A 19371-nucleotide genomic window follows, 5' to 3' on the forward strand; every position below is an offset into this window, starting at 1 on the left:
GAACCATGGTTGAAGTTGTGGGTGTTCGTTTTCGGGATGCAGGTCATATTTATTATTATGCACCAGGTAAAAACGAATATTTTTATAATGATAAAGTCTTGGTCGAGTCACAACAGGCGCACCAGATTGCGACAGTGGCAATTCCAAAAATAGAAATAGAGAAAAAAGATTTATCTGATGATTTAAAAATGATTTTACATAAAGCATCTGATAAAGAATTGAAAAAAGTAGCGCAGAATGAAGCTGATGCAGAAGCGGCCTTTAAGGTTGCCAAAGAAAAAATTCGCGCGCATGAATTAGAAATGAAATTGATCCAAGTCGAATATACTTTTGATCGCAGTAAAATGATTTTTTATTTTACCGCAGATGGACGCATTGATTTTCGTGAATTAGTAAAAGACTTAGCGGGTGTATTTCGCACGCGAATTGAACTACGTCAAATTGGTGTACGTGATGAGGCGAAAATTCTCGGCGGCATTGGGCCGTGTGGACGCCCATTATGCTGTTCGACTTTTTTAGGCGATTTTATTCCAGTTTCAATCAAAATGGCTAAAGACCAAGGACTATCGTTGAATCCAACGAAAATCTCTGGATTATGCGGTCGCTTGATGTGCTGTTTGAAATATGAAAATAGCGAGTATGAAGCGGCGAAAAAAGAAATGCCTGATTATGGCAAAGAGATCAATACCCCAGAAGGACGCGGCAAAGTGATCGGCTTAAACCTGCTGAGTAAAGTAGTGAAGGTCCGTTTGTTTGGTCGTGATGCGACGGTGGATTTTGATTATCAAGAACTTGTTGAAGCAGGTGATTTATCATGATGGATCGACGTTCCTTGTATGATGGCTTGAATCAACTAGAGCAAGACATGAACAAAAATCTTGAAGATTTAGTTTCTATGAAAGAGACCTTGCTCGAGCTTGTAGAAAAAAATGCCACATTGGAAATGGAAAACGAACGTTTGCGGGAACGGATTCGTGAGATTAATGAGAAAAAATCCCCCGTTTTAGATGAACGGCAAGAACTGTCGGAATCTCGCTTAAATCTTGAAAAAATTTACGAGGATGGTTTTCATGTCTGCAATCTGCTTTATGGATCAAGACGTGAGCAGGATGAGCCTTGCGCTTTTTGCCTAGATGTCATCTATCGTGAAAGCAAACAAAAATAAATTGAAGGTTGTTCCTGAAGTCGTTACTTCCAGAACACTTTTATTCAGTAATAGTGGGTATGACGCTGCTTATGTCACACCCACTTTTTTGCAGTTTTTAAAAGTCTTCCTTGAGATAGACTTGCTAGAGAATCAAAGGTGTATGATCTTAGTAAGAAAAGGAATAGTTTAAGATGAGTTAGGAGAATGATTGTGAAGATTCAAAAAAGTTTTGCACAACAAGTGGGGACGCTGTATCTTGTTCCGACACCGATTGGTAATTTGGAGGATATGACATTTCGTGCGATCAAGACCTTACAAACGGTTGATTTGATAGCTAGTGAGGATACGCGTAATACTCAAAAACTGTTGAATCATTTTGAAGTGAAGGTGCCGCAAAAAAGTTTGCATGAACATAACTATAATGAACGTATTCCAGAGTTGCTGGACTTTTTAGAAAGCGGCAAATCGATAGCTCAAGTAAGTGATGCGGGGATGCCTTCTATTAGTGATCCGGGACATGAGTTAGTTGTGGCTTGTATTGAAAGAGAAATCCCCGTCGTGTCTTTACCCGGAGCAACTGCAGGTATGACCGCATTGATCGCTTCAGGTTTATTGCCCCAGCCGTTCTTTTTCTATGGCTTTTTGCAGCGGAAGAGAAGTGTTCAGAAAAAGGAACTGGATGAACTGAAAGGACAGCAGGCAACGTTGATTTTTTATGAGTCGCCGCATCGAATCAAAGAGACCTTGAAAAATATCACGGAAGTTTTTGGTAATCGCGAAGTGGTGATTTGTCGTGAGTTGACTAAGCTTTATGAGGAATATCTGCGAGGTACCACAGAAGAATTGATTGAATACTTGTCAGATCATTCGTTAAAGGGCGAATGTTGCTTGTTAGTTTCAGGTGCAACGGAGACAGCAGAAGAGGAAATTTTCACAGGAACACTAAAGGAGCAAGTTGAAGAATTGATCTCAGGTGGAACCTCTTCGAAAGAAGCTATCAAGTCTGTAGCCAAACGACATGGATTGAAGAAGCAGGACGTTTACAAAGAATATCATGAATTGTAAGAGCAGGAGAACCTTCCTGCTCTTTTTGTGTAAGTTTTTCTGCCATGGAAAGTTACTAAATTAGAATTAAATGAAAAAAATGAGGGAAAACTCTTTTTTTATTTAAAAACGATGTTAGAATACTTAACATAAAAAGAAATGGAGTGGTTCGATGGCAGCAAATATTGCATTTATTTTGATTTGTTCAGGATTAGTTTTTCTCATGACACCTGCATTAGCTTTTTTCTATGGCGGGCTGGAGCGGCGGAAAAATATTTTGAACACGATGATGATGGTAATTTGTACAATGGGATTGGCTTCTTTGATTTGGATAGCCATTGGTTACTCTTTATCATTCAGCGGCGGTGGAGATTTTATTGGCAACTTAGATAAAGTATTTTTCAACGGGGTCTCCATGTCAAAGGGGGATGGGATTCCAGAAGGGCTATTCGCATTCTTTCAAATGATGTTCGCTTTGATCACGACCGCAATTTTAACAGGATCAGTTGCTGGTCGGATGCGGTTTTCAGCCATTTTCCTATTTATCGCGATTTGGCTGGTGGTGGTGTATTTTCCTATGGCGCATATGGTTTGGGGCGGCGGTTTCCTAGATAAAATTGGTTCGATTGATTTTGCTGGGGGAAATGTCGTGCATATTAGTTCAGGAATTTCTGGTTTGGTTTTAGCGATTGTATTGGGGCGGCGCCGCGAATATCATCTTGGTGATTATCGGCCACACAATGTTCCCTTTGTTGTTTTGGGAACAGGGCTGTTGTGGTTTGGTTGGTTCGGCTTTAATGGCGGCTCGGCGTTAGCAGCTGATGGTTTGGCAATTCATGCTATGATTACTACCAACACAGCGGCGGCTTGTGCGATGTTATCTTGGATGTTGATCGAAAAGATTTTAAACGGCAAGCCAACTGTAGTCGGGGCCTGCACAGGGGCTGTTGTAGGTTTAGTTGCTATTACCCCGGGTGCCGGATTCGTTTCAATTTGGTCGAGCTTGCTGATCGGAGCGTTAGTAAGTCCGTTTTGCTATTTCTTTATTTCAGTTATCAAGCAGAAACTTGGATTTGATGATGCGTTAGATGCGTTTGGCTGTCATGGTGTTGGCGGAATTTTCGGAGGTATTGTTACAGGTATCTTTGCTGATCCTTCAATCGGCGGACGAACTGGCTTGATTTATGGAGAGAGTCATCTGTTTATTGCCCAAATCGAAAGTGTCCTCTTTACGCTAGTCTTTGCAGGAGCAGCTAGTTACCTGATTATCTCATTGATCAGAGTCTTTATGCCGATTCGGGTCTCGCAACAAGAAGAAGCGTTAGGATTAGATCAAATAGAGCACGACGAAAATGCGTATCCGACATTCATGGGAATGGACTCTTAAGGCTAGCAGGAGGAGACTGAGATGAAAAAAGTTGAAGCGATTATTAGACAAGAAAAATTAGAAGCGATCAAGGCAGTGATTGATCAGGAAATAGAAGTAAATGGTATGACGGTCAGCCAAGTATTAGGTTGTGGCTTACAAAAAGGTCAGAAAAGTCATGTTCGAGGTCAAGAAATTATTACAACGTTATTACCTAAAGTGTCAGTGAGCTTTATCCTAGCTGATGAGGACGTAAACCGAGTGATTGATTTAATTTTAGAAACCTGTCAGTCGGAAGAATGCGGGACAGGAAAAATATTCGTTTATCCGATTGAAGAAGTGATCCGTATTCGGACTCGGGAAACGGGCAAAGCAGCGATCCAATAAAAGCAAGTCTGGCTAAGATATTTTCTTAGCCAGACTTGCTTTTATTTAAGGATGTCATCTTTTATTTTGGCAAATTCTGATTCGTTTAAAATTCCTTGATCCAGTAATTCTTTCATTTTTAAAAGCTGTTCAGCTTTACTTAATTGATTTTCAGTATTCTTTTCTTTGGTCACTAATTGAATAGCTTCTTTCAGTTTTGCTAAAACTTTTGGAGCTTCTTCTTCAGTCAAAACGATCTTGATCGTTCCTTCTAACGATGTAATCTCCAATAAGTCTAAGCTCGTTTCTTTTATTAAACGAAGATCCTGCATATTTGCTAAAGGAATTACTTTGAAATCATCGCCAATCATTTTCTTTTGCCCCATGATAAAACGCTGATTAGTTAGGGCATATGCATAAAAGCCGTCATTTTTAGTCGCAGAGGTTCGGTTGTGCAGACCGATAAAGCAAACCAAAATCTCTTCGTCGGAAACTAAATGTTTTTCTAAGACGGTAAAAAGTCTCACGCCCCATTGTTGGTCAGAACCTGAGAAAAACCCCGTGTCTTGGCAGAATTGATACATTTCTTCAGCAGTTTTCATGATGTACTCCTTTGATTTATTATTTCCAGTTTAGCAAAATTTGGAAACGCAAACAAATATTTTTAAAGTAATGACAACTCGCAATAAAAAAACCACCATAGCCGTCACTATGGTGGAAATGAAGGTTGTTATTTACTCTTGGTAGGAGTAAGTATGAAAAACCAATTCGGGATAATTGGTATATTTTTATGATAAAGCAAACAATCAATGAAATCATGAATAGTCGTTTGTTAATCACTAAGAAATGTATTAGAAAAAACTTATGCAAATTCCAGTAAAATTTTTCGATTAATTTCATAATGTAAGGGTTGCGTTTCATTTTTAGGAATTTAGCAGCTATGTTACACTTGGATTGGAAGATTAAATAGGAGGGTACATTTATGGCAAATATCAGTAAAAAGTTACTAACTGAATTGACTTCAGAAGAAGCAACCGGTCCGTTTATCACATTTATGCTAAACACTCATCATGCACATCAAGATGTTGAAAAAGATCAAATCATGTTTAAGAACTTTGCTAAAGAAGCGAAAAAACGCTTCGAAAAGAAATACACTGATCACAGCTTTGAACCATTCCAAGTAAAAATCGATCAATTACTCGCAGATGGGGATTTCTGGCGAAACGGAACAAAAGGTGTCGCGGTGATCTTAACATCAGATGAAACCTATATTCATCGATTAAGTATTTCTGTCGATGACCAATATTATGTGAGTGACTTGCCATATTTATTGGCAATCATAAAAAATGCTCAATTCAACTATGCTTATTATTTGATGGCTTTAAATAGGGATTCCATGAAACTTTATTTTGTTCGCAACAAAGAAGTTAAAATGATCGAACTTCCAGAAGATGCACCGAGGGATATCGTGGCGGCACTAGGCGATGAATTGACTGGCGGTAATTTAAACGTCTCGGCTCGCGGCGGAGAAGTTGGAAGCTATCATGGTGTAAATACGAAGGACGAAGAAGTTGAAATCGATTGGGTCAATTATTACCAGGCTGTCGATAATTTCTTAAAGGAATTAGATAATCCAGATCAGTTGCCGTTGTATCTTTTTGCTTTGCCAGAAAATCAGACACAATTTAAAAAAATTGCGAAGAATCCGTATTACTCAGATAAGGCAGCAATCAGCGGATCACCGGCTCAAGCGAATATCAATGAAATTAAACAAGAGGCGCAAAAGCTCTCTGATCAACTTGCGGAAGTGGAGACGCAAACGTATCAAAAATTGATTAATCGGAAATTCGTTGATCAATTAGTCGATATTGTACCAGCTGCAAAAGAAGGTAAGGTCTCTCATTTGTTTATCGCAACTTCAAATCTTGTAGATGGTTTCGGAGAAGATCCGGATGTCGAATATGATCGACGACAAGTGCTTAATGAAATTGCCGACAATGTTATCAAAAATGGTGGACAGGTCTTTGTTCTAGACCAAAAGGATGCACCAGATGAGAAAAGCTTATTGGCGATTTTACGGTATTAGTCTTTAAATATTTCAAATATATTAAGTAAAAACTTTTTGAGCGATAACCTAGTGTTATCGCTTTATGTGTGTTATACTTCTAATTGTAGTTTTTGTACGGTAATATTGGCAAGTTTGTTTCAGACAACATCTTTCCTATTTCACCATTCAAGTAATTACAAAATTAATTTTTATCCTAGGAGGATGTTTAACATGGAACAAGGTACAGTAAAATGGTTCAACTCAGAAAAAGGCTACGGATTTATCACTGCTGAAAACGGAAATGACGTATTCGTACATTTCTCAGCTATCCAAGGCGACGGCTTCAAAACTTTAGAAGAAGGTCAAGCAGTGACTTTCGACGTTGAAGAAGGCCAACGTGGACCTCAAGCTACAAACGTTAACAAAGCTTAATTAATAGTAGACTTTTATGCCAGATGCGAAAGCATCTGGCTTTTTTTCGTTTATCTTCTATTTTTCATTTTAGAAGATAACAGCAGGGTTAAATTTGTTTGGAATCGTTTTAACCAAAGAACTTTCTTGTAGAAAGTGGTAGTATTCAGATATAATGCGTGAGGAAGGCTTTACTGTGATCAATCATTTTTTTCGGGTTCTAACAAGTTATTAGTTAGAGGTGAGAACAGTTAGGCTCATATTAGTGAGGTTTTATAAAAGTAACACACGAATTCGAGGAAGGAGGGGTGAGTGTGAAGAAAAATTATGCGGTCGTTGATATCGAAACGACGGGAACTGACCCCAAAACAGATCGGATCATTCAATTTGGCTGTGTACTGATTGAAGAAGGCAAGATCGTTACTCATTTTTCAACGGATATCAACCCAGATCAAAATATTCCTCCGCAGATTCAGAAGCTGACGGGGATCACGAACCAGCGAGTTCGAAAAGCCCCTTACTTTGAAGATGTGGCTGAAACGATCAGTAATTTATTAGCGGATACCGTTTTTGTAGCCCACAATATTCATTTTGATTATCCTTTTTTAAGCAATGAGTTGGAACGCTGCGGTATGCCGCCGTTAACAATTCCTGGAATCGACACAGTAGAGCTGGCACAAGTGTTCATGCCAACTTCATTAAGCTTTCGTTTAAAGGATTTGGCAGAAGAACTGGATTTGGTGCATGAGAACCCTCATCAGGCTGATAGCGATGCGGATGTAACGGCACAATTGTTATTACATTTAGAGTCGGAAATAAAGGCTCTGCCGATCATTACTGTAGAAAAAATTATTGCTACTGCTGATCAGATGGCGTTTCAAACGAAGGACTATTTGGAAGCTTGTTTGATGGATATGCAAGCAAACCCTAAACCTTTATCAAATGATTTAGCTATTATTCATGGTTTGGCTTTGCGAAAAAAAAGTGTTCCGCTTTTTTCTGAGAATTATTTTGGGAGGAAGGCTTATCCTCGTTCACGCAAGGCGAAGGAAAAAGTGTATCAGGGCGAATTGGATTTCCGAAAAGAACAGGCTCGTTTGATGAATTTGGTTTATGATTTCTTTAATAAGAAGGAAGATAAAAATGTTTTGGTCGAAGCGGCGACCGGAATTGGCAAAACGCTGGGTTACTTGCTGCCAATGAGCTTTTTGGCAACGCCGGAAAATCCAATAGTTGTCAGCACTGTGTCTTTATTACTACAAGAACAGATTTTGAATCACGATTTGCCGTTGATCAATCGCTTATTAGATCAGCCGTTACAGGCAGTTGTAATGAAAAGCAGCCGACATTATATCGACTTGGAACGTTTTTATCAAAGCTTTCAAAAGAAATCGGAACAAAAGCAATATACCTTTTATCAAATGGCTTTGCTTGTTTGGCTGACTCAGACTGAGACTGGGGATTTTGATGAATTGAATATGACAAGCTTGAAGCATCCATTCTGGCAAGAAGTAGCTCATATGGGTCCTCATAGTTTAAATCCTAATAGCCCGTTTTATCAAGCCGACTTCATTCGTCATCGTCAGGAAAAATTAGCGCAAAGCAATTTGATCGTTACGAATCACGCGTTTTTGGCGCAAGAGGATCAGCGTAAGGAACCTCAGCTTCCTAAAAGTCCTTATTTGATTATTGATGAGGCACATCATTTAAATCGTGTATTAGAAAAAATCAGCAGTCAGCAGCTTAATCTTTTGGCGATTCAGCGTGCTTTTCATCGTTTGTTTGATACACAAAAGTTTGCTGTTTGGCAGGCATTAGTCGAAAAAGATCGTCAGACACAGCATGCACTTGAAATTTTTCAAGACGTGTTGCAGGAGCTAAATGAGGATTTGACCGATCTTTATCAGATTTTCAAGGACGAGTATCCTACAGAAGATGAGCGTCTGATTACTAAAGATATGATCGATCAATTATCCTTGGCCGGCGAGCAAGTATTGCAACGGGTCGGTCGTTTGTATCAGGATGCTCTAACACTAGGCGAACAGATGCAGGCATATTTCAATACCTATAAAGAGACCTTTGGAATTAAGGAGCAGGCGGAATGGAGTGATCTCCAAGCTTTGTTGGATAGCTTAACGCAGCAGCAAACCGCTTTTGAAACCTTCAGCGAAAAATGGGATGCTCGTTATATCCATTGGTTCAATGCAAAGCGTAAAACCTTCCAGGTTCAGGATTTGGAGGCTTCACTGATCAGTCACACAAAATGGTATGAACGATATCAGCAGATTCTTTACTTAGGTGGGACCTTAAAAATCGGTAGTGATCGTCATTACTTTGCTAAACGTTGGGGAATTCCAGAGACCGCTTTGAAGATTATCAGCAGTCCCTATGACTACGCCAAGCAAGCTCGCTTGTATCTGCCGACGAACAGTATTAGTATTCAGTCGACGTCACCAGATCAATACGCGAACTATGTAGCTGGTGTGGTTCATAAAATAGCGGAGAATCAGAAACGACCGATATTGGTATTGTTTACCTCTCACGATATTTTGAACCGTGTTTATCAGCGTGTGCGCGTTCCTTTGTTGAATGAAGGAAGAGAAGTTTTGGCTCAGGGAATCGGCGGCAGTCGCGAAAAATTATTGAAACGCTTCTTGCTCTCAAAAGATGCATTGCTTTTTGGTGCAGATAGTTTTTGGGAAGGGATTGATTTGCCAGGCGAGATCCTGCAAATCTTGATCGTCACGCGTTTGCCATTTGAAAATCCACAGCGGCTTCAAGTGAAAGCTCGTAACGATTTTTTGGCATCAGAAGGGATCAATCCATTTTTCCAAGAGTCCGTTCCCAACACGGCGCTGCGATTGCGGCAAGCGTTAGGACGTCTGATTCGATCGGATCAGGATAAAGGAGTAATGCTGTTATTAGATCAACGCTTTATCACCGCTAAATACGGAGAAAAACTACGTAAGGCACTGCCAAAAGAATTGCCGATCAAACAATTACCGCTGGAAGACATTTTGGCAGAAACCGATCAATTTTTAAATTCTGACAAAAGTGAAGAGAATTAATGAGGGAGAGCCCTTCTTTTGGTATAATGTAGCTTGTCTGAGAGGAGTATGATTTTGGATACGAATAGTGCAGGACAACAGAAGCTCAATCGTTGGCTGTTAGGAATCGTGACTTTTTTATTGATCATCATCGTGGCGGCGACCATGATTTTTATTCGTTCAAATCGTCCGATGCAGCAAGCCAAAAGAGAAGCTGTTCAAATGGCAGAAAAATATGCCGACTTAGAAACGGTGGATCAGTTTTATTGGTTCAATCGTGAAAAAACTTATTTTACCGTCACCGGTGAAAACAACACTGGCGAATCGATTATTGTGATCGTTCCGAAATCGGGGGAAAAGGTTCGTGTTCTCAATCAAAAGGATGGACTGACGGAGCAACAAGTGGAAAAACGTTTTGAGAGTGATAATCCGGATTTGATTTTTGAAAAGGCAAATCTAGGAATCTACCGTGATCAAACTGCTTGGGAGATCACTGCAAAAGACGATCAAGGCGCGATTTATTATTACTTGCTGGCATTTAATGACGGCAAGACGATCAAAGTCATCAAAAAAATCTAAAAAAACTTGGTAGGGGAGTTATCAGTTATGAAATTATCACAGCGTGTAACAAACTTAGAACCGTCCGTCACTTTAGCAGCGACCGCCAAAGCCAAAGAGTTGAAAGCCCAAGGATTAGATGTCATTAGTTTGACTGTTGGAGAACCAGATTTTACTACGCCGGAAAATATCGAACAGGCTGCGATTGATGGAATCAAGAGCGGCAAAGTTAGTTTTTATACCGCTTCTGGCGGAACACCGGAATTGAAATCTGCGATTGTTGATTTTACTAAGAAGAATTATGATTTAACGATCGAGCCGAAAAACATCATCGTGACCAGCGGGGCAAAATTTGCCTTGTATACATTGTTCCAAACAATTTTAGATGCAGGGGATGAAGTAATTATTCCTGTTCCTTACTGGGTCAGCTATGGCGAACAAGTTAAGCTAGCTCAAGGAAATCCAGTTTTTGTTACGGGAGATCAAGGCAATGATTATAAAATCACGGTTGATCAGCTGGAGGATGTTCGGACAGAAAAGACGAAAGCAATCATCATTAATTCGCCATCGAATCCTACGGGGATGATTTATACCGAGGAGGAGCTGCGGGAAATTGGTGAGTGGGCAGTTCGTCATGAGTTGTTGATTGTCTCAGATGATATTTATGATCATCTTGTTTATAATGGGAACGAAGCGCCGCACATTGCTTCTTTATCTGACGAGATTTTCCATCATATAGTGATTATCAACGGGGTATCAAAAACCTATTCCATGACCGGTTGGCGAATCGGGTATGCGATCGGGAATGCTGAGATCATTGGCGGAATGACTTCGATTGCATCTCAAGCGACAAGCAACCCAACGTCCGTCAGTCAAGTAGCGGCCGTCGAAGCTTTGGCTGGTGAACAAGAGACTGCGGAAAAAATGCGTCAAGCCTTTGAAGAACGCTTGAACACTATTTATCCTAAGGTTGCTGATTTACCAGGCTTTAAGCTTAAAAAACCTCAAGGTGCGTTTTATCTGTTTCCAAATATCAAGGAAGCAATGGAGATGGGCGGATATGATAATGTAACGACTTGGGTCAACGATTTGTTGGAACAAGAACAGGTTGCGTTGGTAACAGGTGAAGGTTTCGGATCAGCGGATAGTGTACGGATGAGTTATTCAGCCAGCCTGAAGGACTTAGAAGAAGCTGTCGTGCGGATTCGCCGTTTTATTGAAAACAGTAAGAAGTAAAATCATCATTTCGGGATAAATATGATAGGAGAGACATTTGTGGAACAAATTCAAATCATTGATGCCAAGAATCATGTTGGCGAAACAGTAAAAATCGGTGCTTGGGTCGCGAATAAACGTTCAAGCGGAAAAATCTCTTTTTTGCAATTGCGTGATGGAACAGCTTATTTCCAAGGCGTTGTTGTAAAAAGCGAAGTATCAGAAGAGGTCTTTCATTTAGCCAAAGAATTGACACAAGAAACGTCAATCATCGTCACTGGAGAAATTCGTGAAGATACGCGTTCGAAATTTGGTTATGAGTTAGGTGTGAAAGAAATCGAAGTAATCGGCGAAAGCCATGATTATCCAATCACACCAAAAGAACATGGTGTGGATTTCTTGATGGATCATCGTCATTTATGGTTGCGTTCATCACAACAACATGCGATTATGCTGATCCGTAACGAAGTGATCCGTGCGACTTACGAATTCTTCAATAATAATGGGTTCGTAAAAGTTGATCCGCCGATTTTAACCGGCTCAGCGCCTGAAGGTACCAGCGACTTATTTGAAACGAACTACTTTGATCACAAAGCCTATCTATCTCAAAGCGGTCAATTATACATGGAAGCAGCTGCGATGGCATTAGGCAAAGTCTTCTCATTCGGTCCAACATTCCGAGCAGAAAAATCAAAGACTCGTCGTCACTTGATCGAGTTTTGGATGATCGAACCGGAAATGGCCTTCATGCATCAAGAAGACAGTTTAGAAGTTCAAGAACAATACGTGGCCTACTTGGTCCAAAATGTGCTAGATAACTGCGACTACGCGTTAGATGTTTTAGGTCGTGATAAAGAAATTTTGAAAAACTATACCAAACTTCCTTATCCACGAATCTCTTACGATGATGCGATTGAACTATTGAAGAAAAATGACTTTGACGATATCGAATGGGGCGAAGATTTTGGTTCACCGCATGAAACCTTTATCGCTAATTCATCTGATCGTCCAGTCTTTATTTTGAATTATCCAAAAGCGATCAAACCATTCTACATGAAACCACATCCAACACGTGAGGATGTCGTAATCTGTGCTGACTTGATTGCACCTGAAGGTTATGGTGAAATCATCGGCGGTTCAGAACGGGCAACGGATTATGATTATTTGTTAGAACAAATTCGTGAAGCTGGTTTGAATGAAGAAGAATATTCATGGTATTTAGATTTGCGTAAATATGGTACTGTGCCGCATTCAGGCTTTGGATTAGGATTGGAACGGACGATCACCTTTATTGCTGGGATCGATCATGTACGTGAGGCCATTCCATTCCCACGTTTGTTAAATCGTATTTATCCTTAATAGAAAACAAGCTAAAACCGCCGAGACGATTCTCGGCGGTTTTTTGCTGTACTTTTGCATGGAACTAGAAGCCGATTTTTTCGATAAATGAGGCATTTTTATCATCGTCATGCTGGAAATAGATGGGATCAAGTTTGTCATCTTGTTCTTTAAGCTTCGTAGTCACAACTGTTTTTACTTCTTCTTTATCAATGTTTTTTTCTATAATCTGCGAAGTCGCTCCTAGAGTAATCAGTGCCAATGCAATTAATGTTAGTTTTTTCATTTTAAATTTCTCCTTTTCATAAGTGGGCTTAAAAGCCGATTTTCTCTGCTAATGTATATTCCTCGTTGTCATCATGTCCATAATCAATCGTGTCGTTTTTTTCACCTTGTTCTTTAAGGTTCGTGGTCACAACTGTTTTTACTTCTTCCTTGTCGATATTTTTTTCGACGATTTGAGAAACGCCTCCAAGTGTGATTAAGCTTAATCCGATAATAATTAGTTTTTTCATTTTAAATTTCTCCTTTTTATTGGTTGTTTTTATTTAAAGAATTTGCCTTTGATTTCGTTTTTAACGAGGTCGAAGAATTGGATCATGACTTTTGAACAGGTTGCTTCAGGTAATTGTGTTTCGTTAGCAATAAATTCAACGATTGCTGTTAGGTGCTTTCTTGAGTAACGAGTAATATTTTTGTTGCAATAGTTTTCGTAACTGCTTAAGATACTTTCGACTGTTTGAATGGTTTCGTTTGTTTGTCCTGCGACTGCTTTGATTGTTTGTGTGTTGTTCATAATGATTTCCTCTTTTCTTGACCGACTGTCGGTCATTTTCGTTTTAATAGTTAAACTCAACAGGTGCGTTGAGTTATGATAGAAAGATTTTTTGCAATTTTGCGACTGTTTCTTCATAGGGATGAATTTCAGGATTAATAGCTAATGCCTTAAAAAATAAATCCGCAGCAGCGATAACACGTTTTTGAATGGTCTCAGGTGATAGGCTTTCAATACTATCGAACATTGTTTGAAGTCCTGCTACTAAAAACTGGATACTTTCAAGAGGATAAGCGGTTCTAAATTCCTGCTGCTGCTTTCCTTCTTCAATGATCTCTGCTAAAACGGGACAGACCTGATTGATCGTACCTTCAAGTGCTCGTTGCTTCATTAAAGCATTTTCTGGCAGTTGGAACTTATCGACTATCTCTTCCTTGTGGGTGCTTTCGGAAGTGTTTTGTGATAGGAAGGAGATCAGCTTTTCTAGTGCTGTGCCATCTAACTCTTGAATTTCTTTTGCTCTCATTATTTCTTGATCGATAATCTGACCGATAACGGCGTCTAACACTTCTTCTTTAGAAACGAAGTAATGATAGAAGGTTCCTTTGGCGATGCCGATGCGCTTCAAAATGTCGTTAACTGTGGTCTTGTTGAACCCCTTTGTTAAGAAGAACTCTTCGGCGGTAGTGATGATTTCATTTCTTCGTTCATCATGTTCTTTTACAATTCGCATTTTTTCAACTCCTTTACTAAACCGACTGTCGGTCGCTTTCTGTACCTTTATAATACCGACCAGCGGTCTATCTGTCAACACTTTTTTGAAATTTTTTTATGAATAGTCGAAAAACAGTGAAATATCAACGTTTTTCGACGAAATATTTTTTGAAAAAGCTTTCTTTTAATCCTTGACACATGAAGATGTATTCATATATAATATACATGAAGAATCATTCATATGTAATAGAGAGAAGGGTATCTCATGGAAAAAGTATATCGGTTAGATGGATTAGATTGCGCGAACTGCGCAGCCAAAATCGAACGTTCCGTTCAACAAATCAAAGGTGTAGAGCAGGCGCAAGTCGACTTTATGAGCACGAAGCTGACGATTGTTGCACCAGAAAAGGACATCGAACGGATCAGTGATGAAGCGAAGGAAATTGTGAATAAATTAGAACCAGATGTCGAGGTCAACAGTGTTCAGACGGAAAAAGCAGAAGAAAGTTCGAAAGGGAAAATCATTCAGATTGTAGCTGCAATCGTCGCTTTAGCATTGCTGGCTCTCTTTACACCAGCTATGCCGTGGAAACTAGCTGCCTATCTGATTTTATACCTATGGATCGGTTACGATGTATTAAAAACGGCTATCACGAACATTTTTCATGGTGAGATTTTCGATGAAAACTTCTTGATGGCGATCGCGACAGTCGGGGCAATTGCCATCGGTGAATATCCAGAAGCTGTAGCAGTTATGCTGTTTTATCAAGTTGGAGAGTTTTTCCAAGATTACGCTGTTGCGAAATCAAGAAAATCGATCAGCTCCTTGTTAGCGATTCGGCCGGATTCAGCGAATTTGATCCAAAATGGCGAGGTCAAGAAAGTTGCACCGGAAACAATCAAAGTTGGCGATCGCATTTTGATCAAGCCAGGCGAGAAGGTTCCATTGGATGGGATTGTTAAGGAAGGAAACTCGATGCTGGATACTTCAGCCTTGACTGGAGAATCTGTTCCCCGCAGCATCCATCCAGATGAACAAATTCTTAGCGGCTTCATTAATCAAAGCGGACAATTGACGGTAGAAGTCACTACGACATTCGGTGAATCGACTGTCAGCAAGATTTTGGACTTAGTGGAAAATGCCAGCAGTAAAAAAGCGCCGGCTGAGAACTTTATTACGAGCTTTGCGCGTTACTATACGCCGATCGTTGTCGGTCTGGCTGTCTTATTGGCTGTCGTTCCGCCGCTTGTTACTGGCGAACCATTTTATGATTGGGTGTATCGGGCGCTGACCTTCTTAGTTATCTCATGTCCTTGTGCCTTGGTTATTTCTGTACCATTGAGCTTCTTTGGCGGAATCGGCGGTGCAAGCAAAGCCGGTGTGTTGATCAAAGGCAGCAATTACATCGAAACCTTAGCCAACGTTGAGACCTTAGTTTTCGATAAAACAGGCACGTTGACAAAGGGTGTCTTTGAAGTTCAAACGGTTGAGACGACGATTGATCAAAAAGATTTTCTGCGGTATGTTGCCAGTGCGGAACAAAGTTCGAGTCACCCGATTGCGCAATCGATCGTTAACTATGTGGACCAACCGTTGTCACCAGTTAGTCAGCTAGAAGAGATTGCCGGCTTTGGGATTTCGGTTGAGATCGAAGGACATCATTTCTTAGTAGGAAATGAAAAGTTGTTAGCCAAATACGACATTCCATTCCAAGCAGTCAATGACATCGGAACGATCGTTTATGTAGCGATGGATGGAAAATACATTGGTCATCTAGTGATCGCCGATGAGTTGAAGGACAATGTTACGGAAGCTTTGATTGAAGTGAAAAATCTGGGTGTGAAGCGGACCGTTATGTTGACAGGCGATAATCGTGGAATTGCCGATGCGATCGGTAAGAAGATCGGCATTGATCAAGTGTATAGCGAGCTGCTTCCAGAAGACAAGGTCAATCATTTAGAGGCAGAACTAAAAAGTGAACAAAAAACAGCCTTTGTTGGCGATGGAATGAATGATGCACCGGTATTAGCGCGGGCGGATGTCGGGATTGCAATGGGCGGTCTTGGGTCAGATGCCGCGATCGAAGCAGCCGATGTCGTGATCATGGACGATCAACCAGCTAAAATCCCAGTAGCGATTCGAATCGCTCGCAAGACGATGGGGATCGTCAAACAAAACATCGTATTTGCGATCGGAGTGAAAGTTCTAGTGTTGATCTTAGGAGCATTAGGATTTGCTACGATGTACGCAGCTGTTTTCGCGGATGTCGGTGTAACAGTGATCGCCGTCTTGAATGCGATGCGTTGTTTAAGAATAAAATAATCGATGAAAAGGCTTTGTGGCGAAACTTGTCACAAAGCTTTTTTTTGTGTTTGTCAAAAATTAAATAAAAAGTTTCACCTTATCGGTTGACGAATTGCGATTACAAATGTAAACTAATAAATATAGATTACAAATGTAAACGAAAGAGGTGAAATTTATGACTATGACGATAACACCGATCAAGATCAGTGATTCAGAGTGGGAGGTCATGCGAGTGATTTGGACGCAGGAGTCTACTACCGCACAGGAAATCATTGATATTCTTGGACAAACGATGGAGTGGAAGCCAGCGACGATCAAAACATTGTTGGGACGTTTGGTAAAAAAAGAAGCAGTCCGAACAGAGCAGTCAGGGAAAAAATATATTTATTATCCTGCCATCAGCGAAGGCGAGACGGTCAAAAGTGCGACAGAGAATTTATTTTCTCATATCTGTGCGAAACGAATCGGAGAAACGATCGCCGACTTGGTAGCAGAAGCCGAACTGACTGACGCAGATGTTGAAATGATCAAAGAGCAGTTAGTCCGAAAGCAGACAGTTGAAAAAATCGAATGTAACTGTATTCCCGGACAATGCGAATGCAATCATCACAAATAACTACAAAAATCGAATGGAGACGAATAAAATGAAAAAACAATTTGCAATCAACGGAATGACTTGTAATCACTGTGTGGCTAATGTAGAAAAAGCGATCAACGAATTGGCTGGGATCGACAAAGTAAAAATTAATCTAAAGAAAAACCAAGGAGTCGTGAAATTCGACGAAGCACAAGTTTCAGCAGATCAAATTGCCGCAGCAGTGACTGAAGCAGGGTATGAAACTGAGGTGATCTAATTGGCAGATGCAACGGTAGAAACATTTGCGATTACCGGCATGACCTGTGCCAACTGTTCTGCACGAGTGGAAAAGGAATTGAAGGCGACAGAAGGTGTGCTTGAGGCAAATGTCAATTTAGCTACAGAAAAGGCAACCGTTCAGTTTGACGATAGCCTGACGACAGAAAAGCTGATTCAACGGGTCGAAGGAATCGGGTATGGCGCAATTCTTTTCGATGATGCCCATAAGCAGAAAATCGAGCAAGAAAAAGCTGCCTATTTAAAAAAAATGAAACGCGATTTGGTATTGAGTGCAGTGTTGACTGCACCTTTAATGATCGCGATGATTGCCATGCTGCTAGGCAGTCACGCAAGCTGGGTACATTTTCTGCATTTGCCGCTTGTTCAGCTGATTTTAGTAACACCGGTTCAATTTGGAGTAGGCCAGCGTTTTTACCGCGGAGCTTATCATGCCTTGAAAACTAAAGCACCAAATATGGATGTTTTGGTGGCGATGGGAACGACGGCCGCTTTCGCCTTGAGTGTATACAATGGCTTTTTTAATCCTTACAGTTCAGATTTGTATTTTGAAAGCAGCGGGATGATCATCACCCTGATTTTGCTAGGAAAGTATTTAGAGCAAAAGGCGAAAACAAAAACGAGTGATGCTATCAAGCAGCTGATGAGTTTACAAGCTAAAACAGCTACGATCATCATTGATGGTGCAGAAAGACAAGTACCAATCGAAGATGTTCAGGTTGGAGATCTTTTACGGGTTCGACCAGGAGAACAGATTCCGGTAGACGGAAAGATTGTTGCCGGACAAACTACGATCGACGAAAGTATGCTGACCGGCGAAAGCTTACCAGTCGATAAAAATGTCGAGGATCAGGTTTTTGGCGGAACGGTTAACACAACTGGAAGTATTCAATTCAGTGCGACGCAAGTTGGCAGTATGACGGTCCTTTCCCGGATCATTCGGATGGTGGAAGATGCGCAGGGCGAAAAAGCGCCGATTCAGCAAATCGCTGATAAAATCTCAAAGGTCTTTGTACCGACAGTTTTAGTCATCGCTTTGATCACCTTGATCGCAACGGGATTGTTGACTGGAGATTGGCAGCAGGCGATCGTGCATAGTGTCTCTGTTTTAGTCATTGCTTGTCCGTGTGCCTTAGGTTTGGCGACACCAACAGCTATTATGGTAGGAACTGGTTTAGGAGCGAAGTCCGGTATCTTGATCAAAGGCGGCGGTGCTTTAGAGAAGATCGCTCATTTGACAACGATTGTTTTAGATAAGACCGGCACCATTACCGAAGGAAAACCAGTAGTCGCAGATTTTGAATCTTTTGATCCGCAGGCTTTGGCTTACTTAACGAGTTTGGAGTATCAATCGGAGCATCCTTTGGCAAAAGCGATTTATCACTATGGCAAAGATCAAGCCGACATCTTACTGGTTGAAAATTTTGAGAGTTTGACTGGTCAAGGTGTGACCGGTGTAATTAATGGAACGCAATACTTTGTTGGCTCCAAGCGCGGCTTGAATGAGCGGAATATTTCATTTGCTGAAGAACGTGTGATAGCGTTAGAAGAAGAAGGAAAAACGGTGATGTTTTTAACCGATCAAGCCAAGGTGTTGGCGATGATCTCGGTAACGGATCAAGTCAAACAGTCTTCTAAAGCTGCGATCGAAGCGCTTCACCAATCAGGTATCAAGGTGAAAATGCTGACCGGCGATAATCCGCAGACAGCGCGTTATATCGGTGCCCAAGTTGGGTTGGATGCAGCAGATATCGTTGCAGAAGTCTTGCCTGAGGATAAAGCGCAGGTCGTAAAGGAATTGCAAGGCAACGGTGAATCTGTCGGTATGGTTGGTGATGGAATCAACGATGCGCCGGCTCTAGCCTTAGCGGATATCGGTATCGCTATGGGCAGCGGAACGGACATTGCGATGGAGACTGCAGATATTACCTTGATGAACAGTGATCTTTTGTCGGTTGAAAAAAGTATCCGTTTATCAAAATTGACATTAAGAAAGATCAAACAAAATTTATTCTGGGCGTTTTGTTATAACGTGGTGGGGATTCCATTTGCGGCACTTGGCTTTTTGAATCCCATCATTGCCGGCGGCGCGATGGCCTTTAGTTCGGTCAGTGTGTTGTTGAACTCGCTCAGTTTGAATCAGAAAAAATTGTAGGGGGATTTA

At 40.8% G+C, this 19371-nt stretch carries 20 protein-coding genes; 15 read left to right on the forward strand and 5 right to left on the reverse strand.

Annotated features, from left to right (window positions below; all coding sequences use genetic code 11):
* Positions 1-5: 5 nt before the first annotated feature.
* From FFR60_RS08555 to FFR60_RS08575, 5 genes are all read left to right on the forward strand, one after another.
* Positions 6-818 (forward strand): PSP1 domain-containing protein, encoded by an 813-nt coding sequence (locus tag FFR60_RS08555; protein ID WP_088933280.1) that lies wholly within the window; start codon positions 6-8, stop codon positions 816-818.
* Positions 818-1165 (forward strand): DNA replication initiation control protein YabA, encoded by a 348-nt coding sequence (locus FFR60_RS08560; protein WP_171004900.1) that lies wholly within the window; start codon positions 818-820, stop codon positions 1163-1165. Before FFR60_RS08555 ends, FFR60_RS08560 begins: the two co-directional genes overlap by 1 nt.
* Before the next feature lie 186 nt (positions 1166-1351).
* Positions 1352-2212: a 16S rRNA (cytidine(1402)-2'-O)-methyltransferase gene (rsmI, locus tag FFR60_RS08565; protein WP_171004896.1), complete on the forward strand. Its 861-nt coding sequence runs from the start codon at positions 1352-1354 to the stop codon at positions 2210-2212.
* A gap of 151 nt (positions 2213-2363) precedes the next feature.
* Positions 2364-3578, forward strand: a complete 1215-nt coding sequence (locus tag FFR60_RS08570; RefSeq protein WP_088933277.1) for an ammonium transporter — start codon at positions 2364-2366, stop codon at positions 3576-3578.
* A 21-nt stretch (positions 3579-3599) separates the two neighbouring features.
* A complete protein-coding gene (locus FFR60_RS08575) occupies positions 3600-3944 on the forward strand; it encodes a P-II family nitrogen regulator (RefSeq protein WP_088933276.1) in 345 nt (114 codons plus the stop codon).
* A 41-nt stretch (positions 3945-3985) separates the two neighbouring features.
* On the opposite strand, the gene FFR60_RS08580 is transcribed toward FFR60_RS08575, so the two are convergent.
* A complete protein-coding gene (locus tag FFR60_RS08580) occupies positions 3986-4525 on the reverse strand; it encodes a PH domain-containing protein (protein ID WP_137663814.1) in 540 nt (179 codons plus the stop codon).
* Positions 4526-4905: 380 nt separating this feature from the next.
* On the opposite strand from FFR60_RS08580, the gene FFR60_RS08585 reads away from it, so the two are divergent.
* The 6 genes from FFR60_RS08585 (at position 4906) to asnS (ending at position 12560) form a co-directional block, all read left to right on the forward strand.
* Positions 4906-6009: a baeRF6 domain-containing protein gene (locus tag FFR60_RS08585; RefSeq protein WP_137663815.1), complete on the forward strand. Its 1104-nt coding sequence runs from the start codon at positions 4906-4908 to the stop codon at positions 6007-6009.
* Positions 6010-6201: 192 nt separating this feature from the next.
* Complete coding sequence (locus FFR60_RS08590) at positions 6202-6402, forward strand: cold-shock protein (RefSeq protein ID WP_010745638.1); 201 nt, start codon at positions 6202-6204, stop codon at positions 6400-6402.
* 293 nt (positions 6403-6695) lie between these two features.
* Positions 6696-9449, forward strand: coding sequence for a helicase C-terminal domain-containing protein (locus FFR60_RS08595; RefSeq protein ID WP_137663816.1), 2754 nt, complete (start codon positions 6696-6698; stop codon positions 9447-9449).
* Between the two features lie 54 nt (positions 9450-9503).
* Positions 9504-10007, forward strand: a complete 504-nt coding sequence (locus tag FFR60_RS08600) for a cell wall elongation regulator TseB-like domain-containing protein (RefSeq protein WP_088933272.1) — start codon at positions 9504-9506, stop codon at positions 10005-10007.
* A 27-nt stretch (positions 10008-10034) separates the two neighbouring features.
* Positions 10035-11222: a pyridoxal phosphate-dependent aminotransferase gene (locus tag FFR60_RS08605; protein WP_137663817.1), complete on the forward strand. Its 1188-nt coding sequence runs from the start codon at positions 10035-10037 to the stop codon at positions 11220-11222.
* Between the two features lie 39 nt (positions 11223-11261).
* On the forward strand, positions 11262-12560 hold the full coding sequence (asnS, locus tag FFR60_RS08610) for an asparagine--tRNA ligase (RefSeq protein WP_137663818.1): 1299 nt from the start codon (positions 11262-11264) through the stop codon (positions 12558-12560).
* 64 nt (positions 12561-12624) lie between these two features.
* Here the strand turns inward: asnS and FFR60_RS08615 are convergent, their stop codons facing one another.
* The 4 genes from FFR60_RS08615 to FFR60_RS08630 form a co-directional block, all read right to left on the reverse strand.
* On the reverse strand, positions 12625-12825 hold the full coding sequence (locus FFR60_RS08615) for a hypothetical protein (protein WP_137663819.1): 201 nt from the start codon (positions 12823-12825) through the stop codon (positions 12625-12627).
* A 28-nt stretch (positions 12826-12853) separates the two neighbouring features.
* Complete coding sequence (locus FFR60_RS08620; RefSeq protein WP_137663820.1) at positions 12854-13054, reverse strand: hypothetical protein; 201 nt, start codon at positions 13052-13054, stop codon at positions 12854-12856.
* 29 nt (positions 13055-13083) lie between these two features.
* Positions 13084-13335, reverse strand: coding sequence for a hypothetical protein (locus FFR60_RS08625; RefSeq protein WP_137663821.1), 252 nt, complete (start codon positions 13333-13335; stop codon positions 13084-13086).
* Between the two features lie 73 nt (positions 13336-13408).
* Positions 13409-14047: a TetR/AcrR family transcriptional regulator gene (locus FFR60_RS08630; protein ID WP_137663822.1), complete on the reverse strand. Its 639-nt coding sequence runs from the start codon at positions 14045-14047 to the stop codon at positions 13409-13411.
* A gap of 246 nt (positions 14048-14293) precedes the next feature.
* Here FFR60_RS08630 and FFR60_RS08635 point away from each other — a divergent pair, with 246 nt between their 5' ends.
* From FFR60_RS08635 to FFR60_RS08650, 4 genes are all read left to right on the forward strand, one after another.
* Complete coding sequence (locus FFR60_RS08635; protein WP_137663823.1) at positions 14294-16351, forward strand: heavy metal translocating P-type ATPase; 2058 nt, start codon at positions 14294-14296, stop codon at positions 16349-16351.
* Between the two features lie 157 nt (positions 16352-16508).
* Complete coding sequence (locus tag FFR60_RS08640) at positions 16509-16949, forward strand: CopY/TcrY family copper transport repressor (protein WP_088933264.1); 441 nt, start codon at positions 16509-16511, stop codon at positions 16947-16949.
* A 28-nt stretch (positions 16950-16977) separates the two neighbouring features.
* Positions 16978-17187 carry a copper chaperone CopZ gene (copZ, locus tag FFR60_RS08645; RefSeq protein WP_088933263.1) on the forward strand — a complete coding sequence of 70 codons (210 nt, stop codon included), beginning with the start codon at positions 16978-16980 and terminating at the stop codon, positions 17185-17187.
* Between the two features lie 39 nt (positions 17188-17226).
* A complete protein-coding gene (locus tag FFR60_RS08650; protein ID WP_371853110.1) occupies positions 17227-19362 on the forward strand; it encodes a heavy metal translocating P-type ATPase in 2136 nt (711 codons plus the stop codon).
* Positions 19363-19371: the final 9 nt, after the last annotated feature.

Source organism: Enterococcus hulanensis (assembly GCF_005405485.1).
In the GTDB taxonomy this organism is placed as follows: domain Bacteria; phylum Bacillota; class Bacilli; order Lactobacillales; family Enterococcaceae; genus Enterococcus_A; species Enterococcus_A hulanensis.

Coding starts and splice junctions, on each gene's coding strand:
- FFR60_RS08555 (WP_088933280.1), top strand. CDS start 6: ATGGTTGAAGTTGTGGGTGTTCGTTTTCGGGATGCAGGTCATATTTAT.
- FFR60_RS08560 (WP_171004900.1), top strand. CDS start 818: ATGGATCGACGTTCCTTGTATGATGGCTTGAATCAACTAGAGCAAGAC.
- rsmI (WP_171004896.1), top strand. CDS start 1,352: ATGATTGTGAAGATTCAAAAAAGTTTTGCACAACAAGTGGGGACGCTG.
- FFR60_RS08570 (WP_088933277.1), top strand. CDS start 2,364: ATGGCAGCAAATATTGCATTTATTTTGATTTGTTCAGGATTAGTTTTT.
- FFR60_RS08575 (WP_088933276.1), top strand. CDS start 3,600: ATGAAAAAAGTTGAAGCGATTATTAGACAAGAAAAATTAGAAGCGATC.
- FFR60_RS08580 (WP_137663814.1), bottom strand. CDS start 4,525: ATGAAAACTGCTGAAGAAATGTATCAATTCTGCCAAGACACGGGGTTT.
- FFR60_RS08585 (WP_137663815.1), top strand. CDS start 4,906: ATGGCAAATATCAGTAAAAAGTTACTAACTGAATTGACTTCAGAAGAA.
- FFR60_RS08590 (WP_010745638.1), top strand. CDS start 6,202: ATGGAACAAGGTACAGTAAAATGGTTCAACTCAGAAAAAGGCTACGGA.
- FFR60_RS08605 (WP_137663817.1), top strand. CDS start 10,035: ATGAAATTATCACAGCGTGTAACAAACTTAGAACCGTCCGTCACTTTA.
- FFR60_RS08615 (WP_137663819.1), bottom strand. CDS start 12,825: ATGAAAAAACTAACATTAATTGCATTGGCACTGATTACTCTAGGAGCG.
- FFR60_RS08620 (WP_137663820.1), bottom strand. CDS start 13,054: ATGAAAAAACTAATTATTATCGGATTAAGCTTAATCACACTTGGAGGC.
- FFR60_RS08625 (WP_137663821.1), bottom strand. CDS start 13,335: ATGAACAACACACAAACAATCAAAGCAGTCGCAGGACAAACAAACGAA.
- FFR60_RS08630 (WP_137663822.1), bottom strand. CDS start 14,047: ATGCGAATTGTAAAAGAACATGATGAACGAAGAAATGAAATCATCACT.
- FFR60_RS08635 (WP_137663823.1), top strand. CDS start 14,294: ATGGAAAAAGTATATCGGTTAGATGGATTAGATTGCGCGAACTGCGCA.
- FFR60_RS08640 (WP_088933264.1), top strand. CDS start 16,509: ATGACTATGACGATAACACCGATCAAGATCAGTGATTCAGAGTGGGAG.
- copZ (WP_088933263.1), top strand. CDS start 16,978: ATGAAAAAACAATTTGCAATCAACGGAATGACTTGTAATCACTGTGTG.
- FFR60_RS08650 (WP_371853110.1), top strand. CDS start 17,227: ATGACCTGTGCCAACTGTTCTGCACGAGTGGAAAAGGAATTGAAGGCG.